This is a genomic window from Kiritimatiellia bacterium, from assembly GCA_026417735.1.
Classification (GTDB): Bacteria; Verrucomicrobiota; Kiritimatiellia; order PWTM01; family PWTM01; genus CAACVY01.
Map to the genome: position 1 here is coordinate 11,056 of JAOACR010000019.1, position 21,320 is coordinate 32,375.

General features: G+C 69.4%; 19 protein-coding genes and 1 tRNA gene. 10 read left to right on the forward strand and 10 right to left on the reverse strand.

The genetic code is table 11. From position 1 onward, the window contains the following. Positions 1-46: 46 nt before the first annotated feature. From N2652_09710 to N2652_09735, 6 genes are all read right to left on the reverse strand, one after another. On the reverse strand, positions 47-859 hold the full coding sequence (locus N2652_09710; protein MCX7819462.1) for a serine protease: 813 nt from the start codon (positions 857-859) through the stop codon (positions 47-49). Continuing rightward, on the reverse strand, positions 856-2,889 hold the full coding sequence (locus N2652_09715) for a PDZ domain-containing protein (GenBank protein ID MCX7819463.1): 2,034 nt from the start codon (positions 2,887-2,889) through the stop codon (positions 856-858). Before N2652_09715 ends, N2652_09710 begins: the two co-directional genes overlap by 4 nt. Positions 2,890-2,996: 107 nt before the next feature. Beyond that, entirely contained in the window at positions 2,997-5,699 is a 2,703-nt protein-coding gene (locus tag N2652_09720) for a glycosyl hydrolase (GenBank protein ID MCX7819464.1), read from the reverse strand. Next, positions 5,696-6,193: an SsrA-binding protein SmpB gene (gene smpB, locus N2652_09725; GenBank protein ID MCX7819465.1), complete on the reverse strand. Its 498-nt coding sequence runs from the start codon at positions 6,191-6,193 to the stop codon at positions 5,696-5,698. The genes N2652_09720 and smpB overlap by 4 nt, the downstream gene beginning before the upstream one ends. Before the next feature lie 95 nt (positions 6,194-6,288). Then, positions 6,289-6,546 carry a DNA-directed RNA polymerase subunit omega gene (gene rpoZ / locus N2652_09730; protein MCX7819466.1) on the reverse strand — a complete coding sequence of 86 codons (258 nt, stop codon included), beginning with the start codon at positions 6,544-6,546 and terminating at the stop codon, positions 6,289-6,291. 78 nt (positions 6,547-6,624) lie between these two features. Beyond that, positions 6,625-7,278, reverse strand: a complete 654-nt coding sequence (locus tag N2652_09735; protein ID MCX7819467.1) for a queuosine precursor transporter — start codon at positions 7,276-7,278, stop codon at positions 6,625-6,627. A 418-nt stretch (positions 7,279-7,696) separates the two neighbouring features. On the opposite strand from N2652_09735, the gene N2652_09740 reads away from it, so the two are divergent. Further along, positions 7,697-8,152, forward strand: a complete 456-nt coding sequence (locus N2652_09740) for a L,D-transpeptidase (GenBank protein ID MCX7819468.1) — start codon at positions 7,697-7,699, stop codon at positions 8,150-8,152. Between the two features lie 15 nt (positions 8,153-8,167). Here the strand turns inward: N2652_09740 and N2652_09745 are convergent, their stop codons facing one another. After that, the gene (locus N2652_09745) at positions 8,168-9,850 is read right to left on the reverse strand and encodes a hypothetical protein (protein ID MCX7819469.1); all 1,683 of its coding nucleotides are present in this window, start codon (positions 9,848-9,850) and stop codon (positions 8,168-8,170) included. A gap of 380 nt (positions 9,851-10,230) precedes the next feature. Here N2652_09745 and N2652_09750 point away from each other — a divergent pair, with 380 nt between their 5' ends. From N2652_09750 to N2652_09765, 4 genes are read left to right on the forward strand one after another with little or no spacing between them, the layout of a single operon-like run. Further along, positions 10,231-11,820, forward strand: coding sequence for a 2-isopropylmalate synthase (locus N2652_09750; protein ID MCX7819470.1), 1,590 nt, complete (start codon positions 10,231-10,233; stop codon positions 11,818-11,820). Beyond that, positions 11,817-12,689: a shikimate dehydrogenase gene (gene aroE, locus N2652_09755; protein ID MCX7819471.1), complete on the forward strand. Its 873-nt coding sequence runs from the start codon at positions 11,817-11,819 to the stop codon at positions 12,687-12,689. The genes N2652_09750 and aroE overlap by 4 nt, the downstream gene beginning before the upstream one ends. Next, a complete protein-coding gene (locus tag N2652_09760; GenBank protein MCX7819472.1) occupies positions 12,686-13,513 on the forward strand; it encodes a prepilin peptidase in 828 nt (275 codons plus the stop codon). Before aroE ends, N2652_09760 begins: the two co-directional genes overlap by 4 nt. Next, a complete protein-coding gene (locus N2652_09765) occupies positions 13,501-14,055 on the forward strand; it encodes a shikimate kinase (GenBank protein MCX7819473.1) in 555 nt (184 codons plus the stop codon). The genes N2652_09760 and N2652_09765 overlap by 13 nt, the downstream gene beginning before the upstream one ends. Positions 14,056-14,154: 99 nt before the next feature. Here the strand turns inward: N2652_09765 and N2652_09770 are convergent, their stop codons facing one another. Beyond that, the gene (locus N2652_09770; protein ID MCX7819474.1) at positions 14,155-15,324 is read right to left on the reverse strand and encodes a Gfo/Idh/MocA family oxidoreductase; all 1,170 of its coding nucleotides are present in this window, start codon (positions 15,322-15,324) and stop codon (positions 14,155-14,157) included. A 64-nt stretch (positions 15,325-15,388) separates the two neighbouring features. Here N2652_09770 and N2652_09775 point away from each other — a divergent pair, with 64 nt between their 5' ends. From N2652_09775 to N2652_09790, 4 genes are read left to right on the forward strand one after another with little or no spacing between them, the layout of a single operon-like run. After that, complete coding sequence (locus N2652_09775) at positions 15,389-16,318, forward strand: ABC transporter substrate-binding protein (protein ID MCX7819475.1); 930 nt, start codon at positions 15,389-15,391, stop codon at positions 16,316-16,318. After that, positions 16,315-17,793 carry a hypothetical protein gene (locus N2652_09780; GenBank protein ID MCX7819476.1) on the forward strand — a complete coding sequence of 493 codons (1,479 nt, stop codon included), beginning with the start codon at positions 16,315-16,317 and terminating at the stop codon, positions 17,791-17,793. Before N2652_09775 ends, N2652_09780 begins: the two co-directional genes overlap by 4 nt. A gap of 58 nt (positions 17,794-17,851) precedes the next feature. Further along, complete coding sequence (gene amrS / locus N2652_09785; GenBank protein ID MCX7819477.1) at positions 17,852-18,841, forward strand: AmmeMemoRadiSam system radical SAM enzyme; 990 nt, start codon at positions 17,852-17,854, stop codon at positions 18,839-18,841. Continuing rightward, on the forward strand, positions 18,838-19,008 hold the full coding sequence (locus N2652_09790; protein ID MCX7819478.1) for a hypothetical protein: 171 nt from the start codon (positions 18,838-18,840) through the stop codon (positions 19,006-19,008). Before amrS ends, N2652_09790 begins: the two co-directional genes overlap by 4 nt. A 112-nt stretch (positions 19,009-19,120) precedes the next feature. On the opposite strand, the gene N2652_09795 is transcribed toward N2652_09790, so the two are convergent. Next, positions 19,121-20,080, reverse strand: coding sequence for a hypothetical protein (locus N2652_09795; GenBank protein MCX7819479.1), 960 nt, complete (start codon positions 20,078-20,080; stop codon positions 19,121-19,123). Further along, positions 20,077-21,117, reverse strand: coding sequence for a quinolinate synthase NadA (gene nadA, locus N2652_09800; GenBank protein ID MCX7819480.1), 1,041 nt, complete (start codon positions 21,115-21,117; stop codon positions 20,077-20,079). The genes N2652_09795 and nadA overlap by 4 nt, the downstream gene beginning before the upstream one ends. Before the next feature lie 110 nt (positions 21,118-21,227). On the opposite strand from nadA, the gene N2652_09805 reads away from it, so the two are divergent. Continuing rightward, positions 21,228-21,304 (forward strand) — tRNA-Ala (locus N2652_09805). Positions 21,305-21,320 lie beyond the last annotated feature (16 nt).

Genomic DNA, 21,320 nt, shown 5'->3' on the forward strand with positions numbered 1-21,320 from the left:
TCCGCGCGGCGGGCGGGAATTTTTGGGGAAGAGTTCCGGCTGGATTTTATCGGTCCGATTTCGGGCGGATGGCGGTCTCTTCAGCGCGGCGTGCGAGCAGGGCGACCTCGGCCGCCGGCACAATCACGGCGGCCTGGTTCATTGCGAAGCCGCGGCCGGCGCCGGCGGCCCGTTGCCGACGCATGACCACGAGGCCGAGCGGGCGGCCGTCGGCGGTGAAAGTCGGAGTGCCGACTCCGCCGACAAAGCCGGCGCTGAAGAGATAGAGGCGGCGGGGTTTTTCCACCCGCGCAATGATCCGGCAGGTGCCGACCGCCGGGGTCCAGTTGAACAGCTTGCCGGCGCGCCCCAGTCCGATGATCTCGTCCATCACCTCCGCCTCCGCGCCAGACGCAAAGTCCACGCCCTGCGGGAACGGGGGCGTTGAGGTGTTCGCGGCGGTGTCGGGGGCCAGAAATGCGAGGTCGAGATCGTCGTCGGTGAGAACCTGTCGCATGGTGACCTCGTCGCCGTCGGGCAGGCGCACGCGGATTTGGGAGACGGTGCCGCGCGGTGTGACACTTTGCACGCGGCCTCCGACCGGCAGCTCCATTGCGCCGAGTCCGCCGATCGGGTTCAGCGAGGTACTGGAGACGACCGTGAGCCCGTTGGTGGACAGCACGGTGCCGTAGGTTTCGATGGTTTGCTCCTGTGGGGGCGACTCCTCGCCGGGGACCTCGATTTTCAGCACTGCGGTGACCGGCACGATCGCGGCGGCGTGCTCGGCGAGAACGCGGCGAGCAACCGTTTCGAGTGTCCCGGCGGGCACGCGAGCACAAATCACCAGCCACAGCGCGGGCAGCAACGTGGTGCGTCTCATTGCGGTGTCTCCATGGGCGTGGGGGGCTCGGGCGGGGAATCGCGCCAGTCGGGTTCCAGTTCAATGAAGCGGGTGTGCACGCCGCGGCGGATGAGGAGCAATGCGAATCGGGGCCGGGCGGCGTGGAGCGCCTGCAGCGCGCGGCGGGCGGCGGCGACGTCGGGTGTGGGCGAGCCGTCCACGGAGAGAATCAGGTCGCCGGGACGCAGCTCGGCCAGCGCCGGCACACTCGCGGGCGCGACGCGGTCCACGAGTACGCCCGCCACATGGTCGGGGATCTTCAGCAGTGCGCGGTCGGTCATCGTAAGTTCGCGCACGGTGAAGTCGAGGTGCGGATCCTCGTAGCGTTCGGGCTCGTCGGCGGTGTCGGCGGCCTCCTCGAGGGTGAGGGTCAGCTCGATGCGCCCGCGGTCGCGCCAGACTTCGAGCGGGACGGTCCGGCCGATGGGGTACTGGCGCACCATCTGGACGAACTCGGTGACGTCTTCGGGGCGTGGGGCGCGGATGCGCTCGCCGTCGAACCGCAGCAGGATGTCGCCGGCGCGCAATCCGGCGCGTTCGGCCGCGCGGCCGGGGAACACATAGGCGATGCGGATGCCGTTGGTGCCGCGCAAGCCCAGCGCCTCGGCCAGCTCGTGGGAGACCGGCTGTAGCAGCGCGGGGAAGTCGGGCCGACGCGAGCGTTCCGGTGGCTGTGGCGGTGGCGGCAGGCCGACGCGCACCACCGTCAGGTAGCGGCCGCGACCGCGTTCAAAGGTGGTGACCACGGGGACCGGATCGGACCGGCCGTCGAGCCGCCGGCGCGTGTGGGCGCGCAGTTCGGCGACGGTGCGAACGGGTCGGCCATCGGCTTCGACGATGACATCGCCGGGGCGCAGCGCCGGCTCCGCACGCTCCGCCGGCCCGCCGGGGCGGACGCTTGTCACCCACACGCCGTCGCGGCTGTCGCGCAGCGCCTCGATCGCGGAGAAGAGCGTGAAGTCGCGCGCGGTGAGGCCCCATTCGCGGAACTCCTCGTCGCGGACAGTTGCCGGTTCCCGCGCGCGCGTGACGACCGTAAGCCGCTGCAGTGCGCCGTCGCGCAGCGCGATGAGCTCGACGCGTTTGCCCAGCGGCGTCGCCATCACCAGCGCGTTGAAGACCGGCAGATCTTCCGGCATGCGGCCTTGTACGGGGGTGCCGTCGAACTCCAGCAGCAGGTCGCCGGGTCGCAAGCCCGCCTCCGCGGCGGGAGAGCTCGGTAGCACCGAGGCGACCAGCGCGCCCTGGTCCACGCTGTAGCTTTTCGGACGGGGCTGCAGCGTCACCCCGATCCAGCTGCGTTCGACCGCACCGCGGCGGATGAGCTGATCGGCGACGGAGCGGGCGAGGTTGCCGGGGATCGCGCCGCCGAGGCCGGCAAAACCGATTTCGTTGATGCCGACGATGCGGCCGTCGAGCGAGACGAGTGGGCCGCCGCTGTTGCCGGGGTAGATGCGGGCGTCGTGGGCGATCCAGCGGACCAGCGCGCCGACGTCCTCGCCGTCGAGCTGAAGGCCGCCTGGCAGCAACAAGGCGGGGTTGCTGACCACACCGCGAGTGACCGACTGCGCGACGCCACCGGGGCTGCCCATCGCCAGCACCGGCATGCCGACGCGCAGGGCATCGGAGTCGCCGAACTCGGCGACCGGCAGTGGTTCGGTCGAGCGCCGCTGGTCGAGCCGCAGCCGGATCACCGCGATGTCGGACAGCGGGTCGCTGCCGACCAGATCGGCTTCGAGCTCTTCGCCGTCCGCGAGCCGGCACATCAGGCGGCGGGCGCGACCGGCAACGTGGTGGTTGCTGATGAGGTAGCCATCGCGCCGGATGATCACGCCGCTGCCGGCTGCGCGCAGCTTGTTTAGACGTCCACCTTCTGCCTCTTCGCGAATGACGTGGATGCGCACCAGTGCGGGGTACACCCGGCGGATCGCGGTGTCCAGATCGGAATCTTCGTGTGCGGCCGCGGCGACGGAAAGTGCGACGGCCAGCGCCGGCCAACGAGCGACCATGCTGCAGATGTTGGGGCGGGAACGCGAACAAGTCCAGCGCCTCGACAACCGTGGCCACGGGGTGAGGCGCCGGGGGAACGGCAGGGGCGGAAGCGGCGGCACGGTTTTCAGCGGGCGTTACTGGCGGGCGTTTCGCGAGCCAGCCACAGGCGTACCGGTCCCAGCAGCCCGGAGGTCTGCACGGGCCACTGGGAGGCGTCAAACGGCCGGTAGCGGATATTCACGAAATTGATGTCGTGAAAATTCTTCCAGCGCACGCCGCGCCGGTCGAGGTCCCGAATGCGGTTTGCGGCCAGGTTGGTCACCTCGATTTCGAGCGCGTTTTGGGCGGGGCGCAGCAGATCGGCGGGGAGGGTCCAGCGGTAGGGGCGTTGGAACCGCGCGCCGAGGTCGCGGCCGTTGAGCCGAACGCGGGCGATGTGGCGCACGTCGCCGAGGTCCAGCAGTACGGCGGCGCGATCTGCGCCGGTCCAAGCGTTGGAGGCGGTGGGAGCCTGGCGTTCCAAGCCTTGGAGATCGAAGAGCGTCGCATAGAGTGCGGTGCCGGCGAAGGCGTCGGCCGCCTCGTCACCGCGGCCGGTCCATGGCGCGGCGGATGCGGTTTCAAAGGGCGGGGGGATGGTGGGGCCGCCCGAGACGAACCGCACATGCCAACCCATCGGTTCCGCCAGCAAGCGATCCGGTTCGAGCCACTGCCATCGGGGCGCGGAGGAGGGGGCGTCGGCGCCGCGATCCCAGGTGCGCACGATGACCGAGTGACCGGGTTCGATACGGAGGCGGAGCCAAAGGACACCGTCGGGGTCGGACCGGCATTCGGTGATGCCGGACTCGCCGGTGAGGGGGTCGAGCACGCAGGCGACCGCGACGGGCGGTGGCAGTGCGATCTCGCGATCGAAGGGCGCGTGTCCGTGCCAGGCGAACCACAGCCAGCGCCCGTCCGAGACGCGACGACGAACAGACTGCAGGCCCTCACCGGCACCGACAGACGGGATGAAGATGGGGGCGGCGCGGAGAAGGACGTCGAGCGGTCCGGTGATGACGCGTCCTCTTCCTACGGCGCGTGTGACTGCGCCGGACGTGGGCGAGGGGGCGATGGGAGCCTGATCGAGCCGCGCGCGCAGCTCGACGAGCTGGCGGCGCCGGTCCTCGAGTTGGCCGAGGCCGGGCACATCCTGCGGCAGCGGTGTCTCCCAGAGTACGGTGGCGCCATCGGCGGCCAGATCAAGGAGGCGCGCCGCTGCGGTTGGGGGCAGGTAGCGGGTGGCCGGCACCAGTAGCGCGCGCCACTGTGTGCCGCCGGCGGTGGCGAGGGTGCCGGTCGCGGGGGCCGGGCGCAGCCGTGCAAGGCCGCGCTCGGAGACGTAGTCGAACGCGATCCCGCGGCGCCACAGCTCGCGCGCGACAGCGCCGACGCGCTGGCCGTGGAGCCAGTCACGCTGGTGCACGCCCAGCCAAAGGGGGGCGACGGATCGGCCGGGGTCGGGAGGTGTCATGAAGAGATCGTCCACCGGCCAGTACAGGAGCAGGTCGGCTTCGGGGCGTCCCTGCTGGAGTACGCTTTGTGTGCGTGTCAGGCACGCGTGGAGCGTCGCCGCCTCGCGCCAGAGCGGATTGCGAGGGTTCATCTGGGTCGCGGCATAGAACAGCCAGCCGGGCCAGGGCGCGTCGTCCGGCGAGTACACGCAGCCGTGCCAGAAGATATGGTTCACGCCCGAGGCGAAGAGGAGGTCGGCCAGACAGCGAAGCTCCTCGAATGTTTCACAAAAATGCTCGGCGATCCACGTGCCGGTTTCCGCAGAGACCAGCGGCCGATCCGCGAGGTGTGCGGCGGAGGAGGCAAATTTTGCGACGAGCGGGTCGCGGTCGCCCTCGCCGAAGCGCTCGTCGAATCCGGAGCGGAGCGGGTCGCGATCGCCACGGCCGAACATTTCGGTTTCCGGAATGTCGGCGAGCGCATAGAGGTCGAGCAGATTCGCGGCCGCGCCGTGGGCCTGCAGGCGGGTGCGCAGGCCTTGGGCGCGGCAAAGCGAGGTCCACTGAGTGATCACCTCTTCCACGGCGAGGTCGGAGAGTGTGGCGCGATAGTCTGCCGCGACGCGCGCGACGCGTTCGCTGGGACCGGCGCCGGCGAGGGCCTCGATCACCTCCTCCGGTGCGTAACCGCAGCGGCGGCGCCATGCGGCGGGCAGTTCGGGCGCCCAGGTGCAGCCGTAGTATTCGTAGGAGTCGTGGTAGAGCGCCCGCGGCATCACGCCGCCGGGCGGGACGAATCGTCGGCTCCAGTCCGACAGGTACTCTCGCATCGCGGCGGGCGAGAAAGGGTTGATCATCAGTCCCTCGCCGCCGGGGGCGGAGCGTTTGACTTTCAAATTCGTCGGTGTGATTTCGATGCGGCCGTTTCGTACTGACCACCGTAGCCCGCCGTGTTCGGGCCGGACGGCGGGTCCGCCGAAACACCAGCCGGTGCCGGTGGTCAGGTCTACGCCCAGATCGAGCTGTTCGGCTTCGCGGACGGTGAACGCGAACAGTTCTAGCCAACGGTCCGAGAGGAACGGCACGAAGCGGTCTTCCGCACCCCGCGCACCGTACACGGGGATGATATGCACGCCGCCGAGGCCGGCCTCGCGGTGCCGCGCGAGCTCGCGGCGGAGGTTCACCTCGTCGACTGCGCTGCCGGGCCACCAGTGGTAGGCCCACGGGCGGGCCTCGCGTCCGGCGACGGGCCAGAGGTTGGTGGCTGGCTGTGCGGTGGAGAGCGTTGCGGCCAGCAGTGCGGTGGGCAGGTGCGCGAGTGGGCGGCGCGGGTTCATCGTCGGCGCGCTGCGCGGATCGCGCGCGTCGCTTCCCGGTCGGCCTCGCGACGGCGGAGCGTCTCGCGCCGGTCCTCGTGGGTTTTGCCGCGGGCGAGGGCGAGTTCGACCTTTGCCCGGCCGCGGCGAAAATAGAGCTTTAGCGGAATCAAGGTCAGACCGCGCTGCTGCAGGCGGCCGGCGAGCCGGTCGATTTCCCGCCGGTGCAGCAGCAGTCGCCGCGGCCGGCGGGGCTCGTGGTTGTGGATGTTGCCGGCCGCGTAGGGCGCGATGTGGCAGTCGACCAGCCACGCTTCGCCCCGCTCGATCTGCGCGTAGCTGCCGGCGAGGCTTGCCTGTCGTGCGCGCAGCGATTTGACTTCTGTGCCGCGCAGCTCGAGGCCCGCCTCGAACGTGTCGAGGATTTCGTAGTCATGCCGGGCTCGGCGGTGTTCGGCCACCACCTGAATGCCGTCGGAGCGGCCGGGTGTTGAGGGTGATGGGACGCCACTCACGCGCGCAGTATCCGGCGCCGTTGCCCGGGCTGGCAAGCCTGCGCGGTCGCCGGGGATTCAGGGGATCGCGACCGGCAGGTCGAGGGCGCAGCGGCTCAGAGGGAGATGGTGGAGTCCCAGGTGGACTGCTCGCGGTGCCGGAGATCCTCCGCGGTGAACAGCATTTCAACGGTGAGTTTGCCCGTGGCGATCTCTTTCAGCGCGATGTCCATTTTCTCCATGTTCAGGTTGTCGGGTTTCACGAGCGGTCGCTGGCCGCTGATCAGCTGGCGCACACGCCGTGAGACCATGTTCACGAGCACCTGAACGTTCGGAACGCGTGTTTTCGCCTGTTCAAGATACGTGACGTTCATCCGTCGTCTCCGAATCACCCAAAACGCAGCAGTTTAGCGGCGATGGTGGGCGCGTCAAGCGGTCTGGCGCGTCGGGGTTTACGCGTTGTGCGGTCCGCGGTCGCGCGCCAGCCAGATGAGCGGGATGCTGGCGAGGGTCACCACGCCCTTCACGGCCAGGTTGAGCGTGAAGATTTCGAGGATGGTGTGCGATGGCAGCACACCACCGAAGGCGCCGAGGCAGAAGACCAGGTTGTCCAGCGGCACCGCGACCACATTGCTGACGAGCACTCGCGCCCACGGGTGGCGGCGGGTCACCCGGGTGACAAACCAGTGGTACACTTCGGTATCGGCGAGTTCGCTGAGCACCTCCGCGGCGATCGAGGCCAGCACGATGCGCCAGACGGGGCCGAGGATCGCCGCGAATTCTCGTCCGAGGCCCCAGGAAGGGTCGGCCGGTACCGCGGCAGCCCAGCGCAGGTAGCCGGCCATGGCCAGGTTGATCACGCCGGCCGCCAGCACGATCGCGCGGGCGCCGCGCCGTCCGGTTTCGCGATGCAGCAGGTCGCGCAGCGTGAAAGTCAGCGGGTACACGAAAGTGCCCATGTCCACCGCCAGTCCGGCGACGACGCCGATTTTCAGGCTGGCGATGTCGGAGAGCATTTGCGCGGCGATGTAGGCGGCGGTGACCAACAGGGCGGCGAGGGGCAGCCGCTCGGCGCGGTTGGGCAGGGTGGGGGCGATGGTGGTCATGTTGTCCTCGTTTTGTTGTGGCGGGTGTTCGGGGACCGCCGGCCGCCGCAGTGGCGGCCACCGAGAGCATAGCATCCGCCCCGGCGGTGGGGACAGGGCTTCGTGCGGGGTTGCACCGGTGCGACGTCCACGGCACCATCGCGCGCGCATGAGAGCGTGCGCATGGTTTTTCGTCGGGTTGCTGAGTGGCGCGGTGGCGGGCGGGGAGGAGACCGCGCAACTGGCTGCGCAACGGCGGCAGTTGCTCGGTGCGCTGGAGCGCGTGCCGACGGAGGCGCAACGCGCGGCGGTGCGCGAGCGGCTGGGGGAGGTGCAGTTCCGGCTGCTGGTGGATCCCGGCTGGACGGAGGGCAAGGTTGCGCACGTGGTCGCGCCGGGCGAAACGCTCGGGCGGATCGCGCGCCGCTACCGTGTGACGGTGGAGCTGCTGCAGCTGTGCAACCCCGGTGTGACGGGTCGGCTGGCGGTGGGTCAAACGTTGCTGGTGCCGACCGGCACCGTTGAACTGGTGATTTCGAAGGCCGCGAACACGCTGACGGTGCGGCGCAACGGTGAGTTTTTCCGCGAGTATCGGGTTGCGACGGGCGTCAGCAACTGCACACCGACGGGGGAGTTCACCATCACTGACCGGGTGGAACGGCCGACGTGGTGGCGGCCGGACGACAACCGGCCGATCCCGTACGGGCACCCCGAGCATGAGCTCGGTACGCACTGGCTGGCGTGGAGTCTGAAGGGGTACGGTATCCACGGTACGAACAGGCCCGAAACGATCGGCACGCAGGCCAGCCGCGGGTGTGTGCGGATGCGCAACGAGGACGTCGCGGAGGTGTATGCGCTGGCGCCGGTGGGCACGCGGGTGATCGTCCGCGAGTGAGGACGACGGCGCCGGTCAAGGGGTCGGCGGCGCGGGGCGTCGGGCCAGAGCGGCGAGCAGCGCGCCAGCCAGCAGCAGTGCGATGCCGGTGCTGGCGCTCAGCGGGGGTGGTGTTCCGACGACGAAGGTGAGCACCGCGGTGAGCAACAGAGCGCCCATCGTGGCCAATGCCGCCGCGACGAGCCGCAGGAACGAGTAATCCGGTGCGCGCGCGTCCGCGGCCGCGCCGGCCGACCGAAGGCGCTCGAAGAAGGCATCCACACGCGCGCGCGCCTCGCCGCGGTCCGGCCGCGCGTACGAGCCGGCGGTCAGGGCTGCGAGCGCGATGCCGCCGGTGAGGAACGTGAGCAGATCGGCGCGCCGCAGGAGGGGGTGAGCGGCGCCGAGCCCAAAGGCGGCCAGCCCCGCGGCGATGCCGCTCCAGAGCGCCAGCTTCGCGCCCGTTGCCGAGGCGCGCGGCCAGAGCATCCCGGCGAGCATCGGTATTGCGACCGGGGGCAGGAAGAGACCGAACACTTTGGCCATGGTGTCGAACAGGTCCCTCGACCCCTGCAGGCGGCTCATCAGCAGCGTCAGTGTGCTCACCGCGAGGCCGACCAGCACGGTGAACACGCGCCCGACGATCACCAGCCGTCGTTCCGGCACGTCCCAACGTGCCCATCGGCGGTAGAGGTCGTTGGTCAGCACCGATGCGACCGCGTTGTAGTCGCCGGCCAGCGTGGACATCGTTGCGGAGAACATCGCGGCGATCAGCATGCCGAGCATGCCGGCGGGCAGCACGGCGCGGCAGAGGAGCGGGTAGACCTCCTTTGTGTTGGCGAGTTCGGCGAGGAAGGCGCGTGCAGCCAGCGCGGGCGAGTAGAACAGCGCGGTGCCGACCAGGTAGAGCGCGGCGACGAGGTAGCCGACGCGCCGCGCGTGGTGGTCGCTGCTGCAGGAGTAATAGCGCTGCACGAGTGCCCACGAGGTGGAGTAGTTCAGGAAGAGCAGCACGAAGTAGCCGACGAGGTAGGGGAGGTTGTATGTGGTGTCCGGCCGCACCAGGCGCCAGCCCTCGGGGGGCATCGCGGCGAGCACGGCGGCCAGCCCGCCCGCGCGTTCCAATGCCAGCCACGGCAATGGCGCAACGGCGGCCAGCAGGATGGCGAACTGCACGAAGTCCGCGACGAGCGCGGCCCAGAGGCCGCCCATGAACGTATACGCGAGGATGATCGCCGAGCAGAGGAGAATGCCGGTGGTGAACGGGAAGCCGAGTCCAGCGGAGACGACCGTGCCAATCGCGAAGAGACGCAGCGAGTCATCGAGCAGACGGGTGGGCAGCCCGAGCCACACCAGCGACTGCCGCAGTCCGCCGCCGTACCGGGTCTGAAGGTATTCGAGCGGGCTGGTCTGCGCCACCCGCCGCCAACGGCGCGCGAACAGGCGGGCGCTGAGCACCGCGGCCGGCACCGACAGCCATCCGAGCGCGAGACCGACGAGTCCGTACTTGTAGACGAGCTCCGAGTACATGATGAACGCGAGCGCGCTGAAGCTCACCATGTAGAACGAGACGCCGCCCAGCCACCACGGCACCTGCCGGCCACCGCCGAAAAACTGCGACATCGTGCGCACCCGTTGGCCAAACCAGGCGCCGATGCCGAGCATGACCAGAAAAAAGCCCGCGATGATGGTGTAGTCGGCCGCTCCCAGCGTGTTCATGCGACGATCTGGCGCGACGCCTCCGGCACGAGGTCATCATGGAGCGCGGGCGGTGGCTGCCGCAAGCCGGCGATGCGAGGTCAGGGCAAGCTCAACGCGCCGCGGCCGCTCCGCCGGGTCCGCGGTGAGTTCCGGATTCGCTGGGGGAGACGTTTCTTGACGACGGGCGTAGGCGGGAGTAGGTTCACGGCGATGAAGGCTGGCGTCGCCACCGTTGCGTTCGGGGTTGGCCTTGGGCGGGTGAACCTGCTGGGGCTTCGCGGGCGCGCGGTGGGTCCGGCGCCGGGCTGAGCGTTTCCCGACGGACGGCATGAGGGCCCACCGCGGTGCGGTGGGTCTTTTTGTTGTGCGGGCCGGCGGGTAGCATGGAGCCAGCAAGAATGAACCGGGACGATCGGCGGGTTCGGATCTTCGATACGACGTTGCGCGACGGCGAGCAGTGCCCCGGCGCGTCGATGTCGCCGCGGGAAAAACTCGAGATTGCGCGGCAACTGGCCCGGCTCGGCGTGGATGTGATCGAGGCGGGGTTTCCGGTGATCAGCACGGGCGACTTCGGCGCGGTGGAGGCGATCGCACGGCAGGTACGGGGGCCGATCATCGCGGGGCTGGCTCGCTGCGTGCCGAAGGACATTGACGCCGCGGGCGCGGCGCTGAAGCCGGCCGGCCGGCGGGCGCGCATCCACGTGTTCCTTGCGACGTCGAAGATCCACCGCGAGTACAAGTTGGGCAAGCCGGAGGACGAGATCCTGCGGCTGGCGGTGGAGGGCGTCCGCCGGGCGCGGCAGTGGGTGGAGGATGTGGAGTTTTCTCCGGAGGACGCCTCGCGCACGGAGCGGGACTTTCTGGTGCAGGTGTGCCGCGCGGTGGTCGCGGCGGGTGCGCGGACGGTGAACATTCCGGACACCGTCGGCTATGCGACGCCGGACGAGTTTGGCGCGCTGATCCGTCACCTGCGGGAGCAGGTGCCGGAGTTCCAGCGGGGCGAGGCGGTGATCAGCGTTCACTGCCACAACGATCTCGGGTTGGCGGTCGCCAATTCGCTGGCGGCGGTCCGCAACGGCGCGCGTCAGGTGGAGTGCACAGTGAACGGCATCGGCGAGCGGGCGGGCAACGCGGCGCTGGAAGAGATCGTGATGGCGCTGAAGACGCGTGCGGATGCGTTCGGACAGCTGACCACCGGCATCCAGACGCGTGAGATTCTGAAGACGTCCCGGCTCGTCTCGCGGCTGAGCGGCATGGTGGTGCAGCGGAACAAAGCGATCGTGGGGGAGAACGCGTTCGCCCACTCCAGCGGCATTCACCAGGACGGCATCCTGAAGAAGCGCGAGACCTACGAGATCATGGACCCGCGCGACGTTGGCTGGGGGCACACGGAGCTGCCGCTGACCAAGCACAGCGGTCGCCACGCGGTCTCCGCGCGGCTGCGACACCTGGGGTTCCGGCTGTCCGAGCGGGATCTCGACGACATCTTCGCGAAGTTCAAAGAGATCGGCGACAAGAAGAAGTTCGTGTACGACGAGGATCTGGTGGCGCTGGTCGAGGCGCGGCTGGACGATGTGCCGCCGACCTGGTCGCTTGACTATCTGGGGTTCAGCAGCGGCAATCATGCGATTCCGACCGCGACGGTGCGGCTGCGCAGGGCGAAGCCGGCGGCGGTGGTGCAGGAGGCCGGCACGGGCGACGGTCCGGTGCATGCGGCGATCCGTGCGATTGACCGGATTGTCGGATTGGAGGGCGAGCTGCTTGAGTACGGGCTGCGGGCGGTGTCGCAGGGGACCGACGCGCTGGGCGAGGTGGTGGTGAAGGTGCGGTTTGACCGCGGCGAGCCGGTGGCGGGGCGGGGCTCGAGCACCGATGTGGTCGAGGCGAGTGCGCGAGCGTACCTGAGCGCGGTGAACCGCTACCTGTATGGCCGTGCTGCGGCGTTGCGGCGGGGCACGAAGCGCGGCGACGGTGGAGGGCGGCCGTGAGCGGTGGCGGGCGGGACTGGCCGAACGCGCAGACGCAGCTGTTCGCGGTGCTGGGGCATCCGGTCGCGCACAGTCTCTCGCCGGTGATGCACAATGCGGCGCTGCGCGAGCTGGGCCTCAACGCGGTGTACCTCGCGTTCGATGTTCGGCCGGAGGAGGTGCCGGCGGCGATCCGAGGTCTGGCAGCGATCGGTTGCGCGGGGGCGAACGTGACGGTGCCGTTGAAGGAAATCGCGGCGCGGTGTGTCGTCGCGCTGGACGAGAGCGCGCAGAGGGCCGGCGCGGTGAACACGATCCGGTTCACGCCAGAGGGGCCGGTGGGCCACAGCACGGACGGCGAAGGTTTCCTGCGCGGGGTGAGGGAAGCGTTCGACGTGTCGCCGAGGGGGCTGCGAGTGTTTGTGCTGGGCTGCGGCGGTGCGGGACGGACGGTTGCGCTGGAGTGTGCGCGGGCCGGTGCCGCAGCGGTCACGGTATGCGATGCGGCGGAGGAGCGGGCCGCACGGCTGCGGGCGGAGCTGCGCGCCGCTGCGCCGGCGGTGGCGGTGGCCGCGGTGCCGGTGGCGGAGGCCGCGCGGGCTGCGGCCGCCGCGGAGCTCATTGTGCAGGCCACACCGGTCGGGCTGCACGAGGGCGACCTCTCGCCGCTGCCGCCCGAGGCGTTTGCGCGGGGTGTGCTCGCGTATGACCTCATCTATCACCGGCCCGTCACGCCGTTCATGCGGGCGGCAGAGAGCGCCGGTGCGCGGGCCGCCAACGGGTTGGGCATGCTGCTGCATCAGGGTGTGCGCGCGTTGGAGCTGTGGACCGGCCGCACGGCGCCGGTGGACGTGATGCGCGCGGCGCTGGAGCGCGCGGTGTACGGATGATCGGGCCGTTCGAATGGCCGCCGGTGGCGATGGCGCTGGTGGCCGGTCTTTTCGGCGCCTGCGCCGGTAGCTTTCTGAACGTCTGTATCTACCGGATTCCGAAGGATCTTTCGATTGTGCGGCCGGGGTCGCGCTGCCCCGCGTGCGGCACGCCGATCGCGTGGTACGACAACATTCCGATTGTGAGCTGGCTGGTGCTTCGCGCGCGCTGCCGGCACTGTCGGGCGCCGATTTCGCCGCGCTACGTGATGGTGGAGGCACTCGTGGCGGCGCTTTGGGCGGCGCTCGCGTGGCGGTACGGTTGGAGCCCGATGTTCGGGCTCGGCGCGCTCGCAGTCGCCGGGTTGACGCTGGCGACGTTTGTGGACCTGGATGAGATGTACATTCCGGACCGCGTATCGCTGGGGGGTGTGGTGGTGGGGCTGGTGGCGGCGTGGCTGTGGCCGGAGCTGCACGATGCGGACCGCCGGTGGGTGGGGCTGGCGCGTTCGGCGGTTGGCGCGGCGGTGGGTGCCGGCGTGCTCGCGCTGCTGGCGTGGGCGGGGGAGCGGATCTTCGGGCAGGAGGCGATGGGAATGGGCGACGTGAAGCTGATGGGCGCGATCGGCGCCTGTTTTGGCTGGCCGGCGGTGCTGTTCACGTTTCTGGTCTCCTCGCTGTTCGGCGCGGTGGTCGGGCTGGGGCTGGTCGCGCTTCGCCGGCGCGAACTGCGCAGCGCGATCCCGTTCGGGCCGTTCCTGGCCCTCGGTGCGACGCTCTGGTTGCTCGGCGGGCAGGAATGGTGGGAACTTTACATGGCGACGGTGGGGCGGTGGCGGCCGTGAGTTGGGGGGCACCTTCATCGCCGGCGAATCTGGTGCTGGTGGGGTTCATGGGCACCGGCAAGTCCGCGGTTGGCCGTCGGCTGGCGGAGCGCTGGGGCCGGCGATTTCTCGACATGGACGTGATGATTGAGCAGCGCGAGGGGCGCACGATCCCGGAGATTTTCCGGGATTCGGGCGAGCCGTACTTTCGCCGCCTTGAGAGCGCGCTGGCGGCCGAGCTGGCCACGCCGTGCTCGCTGGTGATCGCGGCGGGTGGCGGCATTGTGTTGAATCCTGAAAATATCGCGCATCTTGGCCGGGGGGGCGTAGTGGTGTGCCTGCTGGCCAGTCCGGAGGCGATTCTGCAGCGGGTGGCGACGGACATGCACCGGCCGCTGCTGCAGGCGCCGGACCGCGAGCGGCGGGTCCGCGAGCTGCTCGAGGCGCGGCGGCCGTTCTACGAGGCGATTCCGCACCGCGTGGACACGACGGGCCGCTCGGTGGAGGAGGTCGCGGAGCTCGTCGAGCAATTGTATCGGCGCGCAGTTGCGACGCAGAACTGACGGCGCGCGGTGCGACCGCAAACGGAACCGCGCCGCTCCGCGGGGGCGGAGCGGCGCGGACCTGTTCGGCGGGCGGGCGGCCCGCCGCGAACGATCAGCTCAGGCGGTGGGGATCTTCACCCACTTCGCGCCCAGCTTTGACGACTTCACGACCGACTCGATGAAGAGCATCCCGCGCAGCCCTTCGTCCACGCCCGGGAAGTCGAGCTCCAGCTCCGTCGGCTTGCGCTTCTCGATACGCGCCTGCAGCACGCTCGCGAAGTTCAGGTAGTGGTTCGCGAACGCCTCGATGAACGCCTCCGGATGGCCGAACGGCAGACGCGTCGCGCGCGCGGCGGCGGGGCTCTTCTTGCCGATGTAACCATTGCCGCGCTTCCAGACTTCTTCCGGCGCGTCAATCCGCCGCACGTACAGGTAGTTCGGGTGCTCCTGATGCCACTCGAGGCTCGCGTTCTCGCCGTGCACCCAGATCGCGAGGTTGTTCTCCTCGCCGATCGACACCTGGCTGGCGTGCAACACGCCCTTCGCGCCGCCCTTGAACCGGAGCAGCACGTTGCCGTCGTCGTCGAGCTTGCGGCCCGGCACGAACGTGGTGAGGTCTGCGCAGACGGACTCGATCCGCAGGCCGGTGATGTACTCGGCGAGGTTCGCCGCGTGCGTGCCGATATCGCCCATGCAGCCGGCCGCGCCGCTCTGCTTCGGATCGGTGCGCCAGGCGGCCTGCATCTGCCCTTCGCGCTCGATCGGACGGGCGAGCCAGCCCTGCGGATACTGCACCACGACCTTCCGGATCGCGCCCAGATCACCCTGGCGGACCATGTCGCGCGCGAGCTTCACCATCGGATACCCCACGTAGTTATGCATCAGCCCGAACACGCGGCCGGTGGTCTCGACGAGCTTCTTCAGCTTGCGCGCCTCGGCGACGTTCAGCGTCATCGGCTTCTCACACATCACATCGAAGCCGGCCTTCAGAAAATCGGCCGCGATCGGATAGTGCCAGTTGTTCGGCGTCGTGATCGCGACGAAGTCAATGCGCTCCTCTGGCGGCAGCGCGCGCTCGCTGGCGATCATCGTCTTGTAGTCCGGATAGACGCGCTTCGGATCGAGATTCAGCGCCTTGCCCTGCTGAATGCTCTTGTTCGGATCAATGTCAAACGCGCCGGCAACCAGTTCGATCAGACCGTCCAGCCGGGCCGCCTTGCGGTGCACCTCGCCGATGAACGCGCCCGGGCCTCCGCCGACCATGCCCATTCGGATTTTTCTGCTCATGTTACGTCCTCCTGTGCGGTTGGTGTTTGGACCGTCCACGCTACTATAGCGGCGCGGCAAGGAGATGAAAAGAGGTCGCGGCCGGATCGGGCAGGCGGGGATGCTGGCAGCTGCACTGCTGGTGCAGGGGGAAACGTGCGGCGCAGCAGGCCCGCGGATCGTACCGGGTTCGCCGGCGCTGGCGGCGATCGCGTTCGAGATCGGTCTCACAGCGCAGGTGGTCGGAGTGACGCAGTGGACTCGACTGCCGCCCGGCGAGTCGCGACCGGTGGTCGGCGACGCGCATTCGTTGCACGTGGAAGCGCTGCTTGCGGTGCGGCCGGAGCTGATGGTGCTGCAGGGCGAGCCGCCCGCCGGGCTGGCGCAGGTGCGGCGACTGCGGCCCGGCTTGCGGGTGGAACGCGTCGAGCTCGAGCGCCTCGCCGACATTCCGCGCGCAGCGCGGCGGCTGCACGAGCTGGCCGGTGGCGATCCGGCGCGCCCGCCGGCGGCGGTGGAACAGTTTGAGCAAACGCTCGAGCGGTGCCGCCGACGCCCGCCGCGCGCGCACCGCCCGCGGGTGATCTTCGTCGTCGGCACGGAGCGGCCGCTGGTCGCCGGTGCGGGGACGTTTGTCGGCGAGTTGATCGAGCTGGCCGGTGCTGTGAACGCGGGCGCGGAACTGCCTGGCCGGGAGCGGTGGCGGCCGGCCGAGATGGAGCAGCTCTGGACGGCGCGGCCGGACCTGGTGTTGGTGCATGCGGCGGCCTCCGAGCGCACGGCTGCCGGCGCCTGGTGGCGACGGCGCTGGCCCGGTGCGGAGCGCGGAGCGCCGCGGATCGAAACAGTGACAGACCCGGGGTGGGTGCAACCGTCGCTTCGCACCCTCGCGCTGTTGGACGGGCTTGAGGCGTTGCTCGACGCGCAGTCGTTTCCTTCCGGCGGCGAAGGGGTTGCCCCCGGTGTCCGCGATGCGCAGGATTCGACGCGGAGCGAGGCAGGAGACGGACCATGAACACGGATCGACGGGGGTTTCTGATCTGCGTTGGGGTGGCCGCAGGCGTTTCGTGGCTGGGAGGCTGTCAAATGATTCGGCCCGTGGAACAAAGCGGGCCGGCGTGGAAGCTGCGCGTACGGCCGCGGGTGCGCGGCGCGTTTCTGTATCCGCCGGCCGAGGTGGTACTGGCCGGCCGCTGCGAGGACAGCTGGGCGCCGCAGCAGTGGTTCACCTGGCCGGGCAATCAGTTCGAGCCGGATGTGCAGCGGGCGAAGTTCGAGCGGCAGATCCGGACTATCGCCCAGCGATTGGAGGTGGACGTTCGGTTAGAACCCGGCTCGTTGTACACGGACGCGGCGATCGCCGGATGGCTCGAGGCGGCGATCGCGGACGCGCCCGACGCGCTGCTGCTGGTGAACTTCTGGAACAGTTTCAGCCCGAAGTTGAAGCCGGTACTTCAGCGCTGGACCGGTCCGGTGATCGTGTACCAGCCGGTCGGCGCGAACCATCAGCTGCCGCCGGAGTATCTGCGGCGGGCGCCTCGCGTGCAGTACATCCACTCGATCGAACACTGGGAGGCGATCGAACGGGGTCTGCGCGCAGTGCGGGCGCGGGTCGCGATGCGGGGGGCGCATCTGCTGCGCGTCAGCGGCCGCGCGGAGCGGAGGTCGGAGACCGCCGAGCCGTTCTTCGGCACGCGCATCACAACGCTACCGGCCGCAGAGTTCAACAGCCGGTTCGACGCGCAGCCGTTCACTCCGGAGCTGGAACGGCTGGTGCGGGAGGTGCGGGCGGGCGCGTCGCGCGTTACCGATCTGGGGCCGGGCGCATTCCGGGACGCGGCCCGGGCGCACCGCACTGTCGAGCGGATGCTCGAGGAGTTTGAGGCCGATGCGATCACGATCGAGTGCCTGTTTCTGAAACACCGCAAGCCGTGTCTGAGTTTTTCGCTGCTGAACAGCCGGCTGGTGGCCTGCGGCTGTGAGAATGACCTCAACGCGACGCTCACGCTGATGTTCGGCGCGGCGTGCTTCGGCCGACCGGGCTTCCAGCACAATCCCGAGTTCGACACCGAGCGCAATCTGTATTTCGGTGCGCACTGCACCTGTACGACGCGGCTGGGCGGACCCGCCACGCCGGTAATGCCCTACGCGCTGCGGCCGTTCTTCCACCAGCTGCCGAAGACCGTGGCGCTGGATGTGCAGTGGCCCGCCGGCGAACGGATCACACTGCTGAAATACCACGCGGACCGCCGCCGGCTGGACGTGTGGGGCGGGGAGTGCCTCGGATCGCCCGCCGCGCCGCCCACCGGCGGATGTGCGACCCGTGTGCTCGCGCGGCTGGATGGCCTCGCGGACGTCTGCGACGCGTACGGCGGACCGCACCCGGTGCTGTTTCTCGGTGACTTCGTCCGCCATGCCCAGACATTTGCGCGACTGTACGAGCTGGAGACGCGCGGTCCGACGCTCTCCGCGACCGTTTCGGTTGGCTGACGGAGGGCGGAGGGCGCCGCCGCCGTGCAGCGCGCCCCGCGTGTGGTAGATTGGACGTGTGCGGGAGCCGGCGTCCACGACGGTGATGTGCGAGCTCTGCCCCCGACAGTGTGTGCTGGGGCCGGGAGAGCGGGGGGATTGTCGGATCCGGGCGAACCTCGACGGGCGGCTCGTTGCCTTGACGTGGGGCGCGCCGTGCGCGATTCACTTGGACCCGATCGAGAAAAAACCGCTGTTTCACTTTCTGCCCGGCACCCCGATTCTTTCGATCGCGACGGCGGGCTGCAATCTGCATTGCAAGAACTGTCAGAACTGGGAAATTTCGCAGGCGAACCCGGAGGATCTGGATGTGGTGCCGCTGCCGCCCGCCGGGGTCGTCGAGCTGGCGCTGCGCGAGCGCTCCCCCTCGATTGCGTACACCTACACCGAACCGGTGGTCTGGTACGAGTACACGCTGGACACCGCGCGGCTTGCTCGCGAACGGGGGCTGCGCAACGTGCTGGTGACCGCCGGGTACCTTCGCGAGCCACCGTTGCGTGAGCTGGCCGCAGTGACCGACGCGGCGAACATTGACCTGAAATTTATGGATGATCGCCTGTACCGCGAAATCTGCGACGGCGAACTGACGCCGATCCTTCGCGCGATCGAGCTGTTTGCGGCGCTGGGCGTGTGGGTGGAGATCACGAACCTGGTGATTCCGACGCTGAACGACCGCGATGAGGACCTGAGGGCGGTCGCGCGCTGGGTGCGCCAGACGCTCGGTCCGGATACGCCGTTGCATTACTCCGCGTTCTATCCTCAGTATCGGCTGCGCCACCTGCCGCCGACGCCGCCGGAAACGCTGCGGCGGGCTCGCGACATCGGCCGTGCGGAGGGGTTGCGGTACGTCTATGTCGGCAACGTGCACGTGCCGGAGGGCGAAGTGACGCGCTGTCCCGCTTGCGGTGCAGCGGTGGTACGGCGCGTGCGCTACACGGTGCTGGAGAACCGCGTGGTGGGCGGCGCCTGTGGCGTGTGCGCGGAGAGCATCGCGGGGGTGTGGCGATGAAGCGGCGGACATGGCTTCGGCGGGTCTCGCTGGGACCGGCGCTGCTCGGAATGATCGCCGGCGTCCCTGCGCGGTGGGTCCGAGCACGGCCGGCGGACCCGCCGCTGGGACGCTGGCGGCAGCCCGACCCGATCTCCTGGCGACGTCCCGCGCGTTGGGCGGGCTGAGCCGACGGGAGGGTGGCGGCGCCGCGGTTGGGTCACTGCGACCCTGCGGGGCGGTCCAAGGATTGGAGATGAGCAGCGGAGAAGTTTCCCACCCTTGGAGGCGCTTCGCCGTCTACAGCGCGCCAAAGATCGCCTCGAAGACGAGTTCGATCCGCGGGTCGGGCTCGAAATCTCGCGCCTCCCGAAATGCGACGCCCGGCGCGACCTCGAGGAGCAGCCACGGGCGGCCGAGCGTGCGCCGGAACCCGTACGAGGCGCTGTAGGACGACTTTCCGCCGCGGGGCGTTTCGGGCCATTCCGCCGCCAGTGACAGACGATGGCCGCGCCCACTCTCCGGCTGCGCGCGCAGCCACTCGAAGACTTGCACCGGCGTGACGCCGTCCCGGCTTTCCTCCCACTCCAGCCGCGAGATCGAACGGAAGGACCAACCGTTGGACCAGTCGCGGCTCCAGCGCAGTTCGGTGGAGGCCCCGAAGCCGTCGGAGGTATACCAATACGCAGTTTCAGTCAGGCGAAGTTCCCACACGCCCAGTGGGAGACGGTACCGGAAGCGAAGGCGGCCGAAGGTCTGGGGAGTTTCGCTCAGCCGCGCGCCGACATCCGCCGACAGCCGCGTCCGGCGGCTTTCGCGCGCGATGTAGCGCAGGCCCGCGTCGGGCTGCGAGGCGTCCAACGTGTCGGCCAGCGGGCTGCGCTCCAGCGGATCGCCGGTTTCGGTCAGGTTGTCGAGGATGAGCTGGAGTCGCTTCTCCGTTTTCGGCAGGTCGAGCCGGCCGCGGAATCGGGTCACCAGCGACACTCCTTCCGCGCGGTCCCACCGCAGCCCGAGGCCGGCGCGAACCTGGGAGCCGCCAACGTCGTCTTCGATGCGTTCATCGCCGAAGAAGCGGTCCACGCGGTCGAGCAGCGCCAGCATGTGACGGCTGACATCGGCCTGCAGCCGGTCCACGGCGGTGGGTTCGGTGATCGCGGCCGCAGCGTCGTGGGGGACAGCGGGTTCGGCGGTGGCCAGGCGGGTCGAGAGCGCCGCAATCGCGCGCAGCGCCGCGGGACGGACGACGCCGCGCCTCATCCAATCGCGAGCATCCGCTCCACCGCGCGGCGCGCGCGGCTGCGGGTGGGCTCCGGCACATCGACCTCGTAGCGCAGGAACTTCAGCGCGTCGCGGGTGTCCTCCATCGTGATCTCGTTCATGTGCGGACAGCGGATGCTGCACATGCGGACCATCTCGCGATCGGGATGCGCGGCGGCGATATTGTCGCCCATCGCGCATTCGGTGAGCACCAAGTACCGCGGTGCCGGATGCTCCGCGACGTAGCGGATCATTGCGTTCGTGCTGCCGGCAAAGTCCGCCGCGGCGACGACCTCCGGACTGCACTCCGGATGCGCCAGCACGACGACGTCTGGGAACTGGCGGCGGGCGTTTTCGATATCGGCGACCGTGAACCGCTCGTGCACCTCGCATCGGCCGGTCCAACCGATCAACTGCACATCCAGCAGACCCTCCGTGCCGCTGATCGGCGTGTGCGAGGGGAAGATGATGTGTCGCCCCGTTTCGCGGGCGACGTTCATCGCCAGGTACTGATCTGGCAGGAAAATCACCGTGGGCGAATTCAGCGACTCGACCACCGCCGCCGCATTGCTCGACGTGCAGCAAATGTCCGACTCGGCCTTCACGTCCGCGTAGGTGTTCACGTAGCTGACCACCGGCACGCCGGGGAAGCGGGCGCGCAGTTCGCGGACCTGCTCGGCGGTGATGCTGGCGGCGAGCGAGCAGCCGGCACGGGGCGAGGGGATCAGCACGGTTTTGGAGGGGTTCAGGATTTTCGCGGTTTCGGCCATGAAGCGGACGCCGCAGAACACGATCACGTCTGCGTCGGTGCGGGCGGCCTTACGGCTGAGATCGAGCGAGTCGCCGCGGTGGTCGGGCACGGAGTAGAACAGCGCGGGCTCCATGTAGTTGTGGGCCAGGATCACCGCGTTGCGTTCGGCCTTCAACCGAAGGATCTCCTCTGCAATCTCGGCTTTGCGTCGGATCTCGAAATCCGGCAGCACCCGCCCGAGGCGTTCCCGAAGCTGCTCGTACAGGGATGGAGTGGTCGCGCTCATGCGCCGACGCCAACATACGAGCTGCGCGACGGGTGCGCAACGTGGGCGGGGACGGCGTCGGACTTGTCGGCTCGGCGCCGGCGGCGTATTCTGAAGTGCCCGTAAGGTGTGGGGCGGTAGCTCAGTTTGGGAGAGCGCCAGAATCGCACTCTGGAGGTCGGGAGTTCGATCCTCCTCCGCTCCACCAACCGGCGCGCGGCGTC

Coding starts and splice junctions, on each gene's coding strand:
- N2652_09710 (MCX7819462.1), bottom strand. CDS start 859: ATGAGACGCACCACGTTGCTGCCCGCGCTGTGGCTGGTGATTTGTGCT.
- N2652_09715 (MCX7819463.1), bottom strand. CDS start 2,889: ATGGTCGCTCGTTGGCCGGCGCTGGCCGTCGCACTTTCCGTCGCCGCG.
- N2652_09720 (MCX7819464.1), bottom strand. CDS start 5,699: ATGAACCCGCGCCGCCCACTCGCGCACCTGCCCACCGCACTGCTGGCC.
- rpoZ (MCX7819466.1), bottom strand. CDS start 6,546: ATGAACGTCACGTATCTTGAACAGGCGAAAACACGCGTTCCGAACGTT.
- N2652_09735 (MCX7819467.1), bottom strand. CDS start 7,278: ATGACCACCATCGCCCCCACCCTGCCCAACCGCGCCGAGCGGCTGCCC.
- N2652_09745 (MCX7819469.1), bottom strand. CDS start 9,850: ATGAACACGCTGGGAGCGGCCGACTACACCATCATCGCGGGCTTTTTT.
- N2652_09750 (MCX7819470.1), top strand. CDS start 10,231: ATGAACCGGGACGATCGGCGGGTTCGGATCTTCGATACGACGTTGCGC.
- N2652_09760 (MCX7819472.1), top strand. CDS start 12,686: ATGATCGGGCCGTTCGAATGGCCGCCGGTGGCGATGGCGCTGGTGGCC.
- N2652_09770 (MCX7819474.1), bottom strand. CDS start 15,324: ATGAGCAGAAAAATCCGAATGGGCATGGTCGGCGGAGGCCCGGGCGCG.
- N2652_09775 (MCX7819475.1), top strand. CDS start 15,389: ATGAAAAGAGGTCGCGGCCGGATCGGGCAGGCGGGGATGCTGGCAGCT.
- N2652_09780 (MCX7819476.1), top strand. CDS start 16,315: ATGAACACGGATCGACGGGGGTTTCTGATCTGCGTTGGGGTGGCCGCA.
- N2652_09790 (MCX7819478.1), top strand. CDS start 18,838: ATGAAGCGGCGGACATGGCTTCGGCGGGTCTCGCTGGGACCGGCGCTG.
- N2652_09795 (MCX7819479.1), bottom strand. CDS start 20,080: ATGAGGCGCGGCGTCGTCCGTCCCGCGGCGCTGCGCGCGATTGCGGCG.
- nadA (MCX7819480.1), bottom strand. CDS start 21,117: ATGAGCGCGACCACTCCATCCCTGTACGAGCAGCTTCGGGAACGCCTC.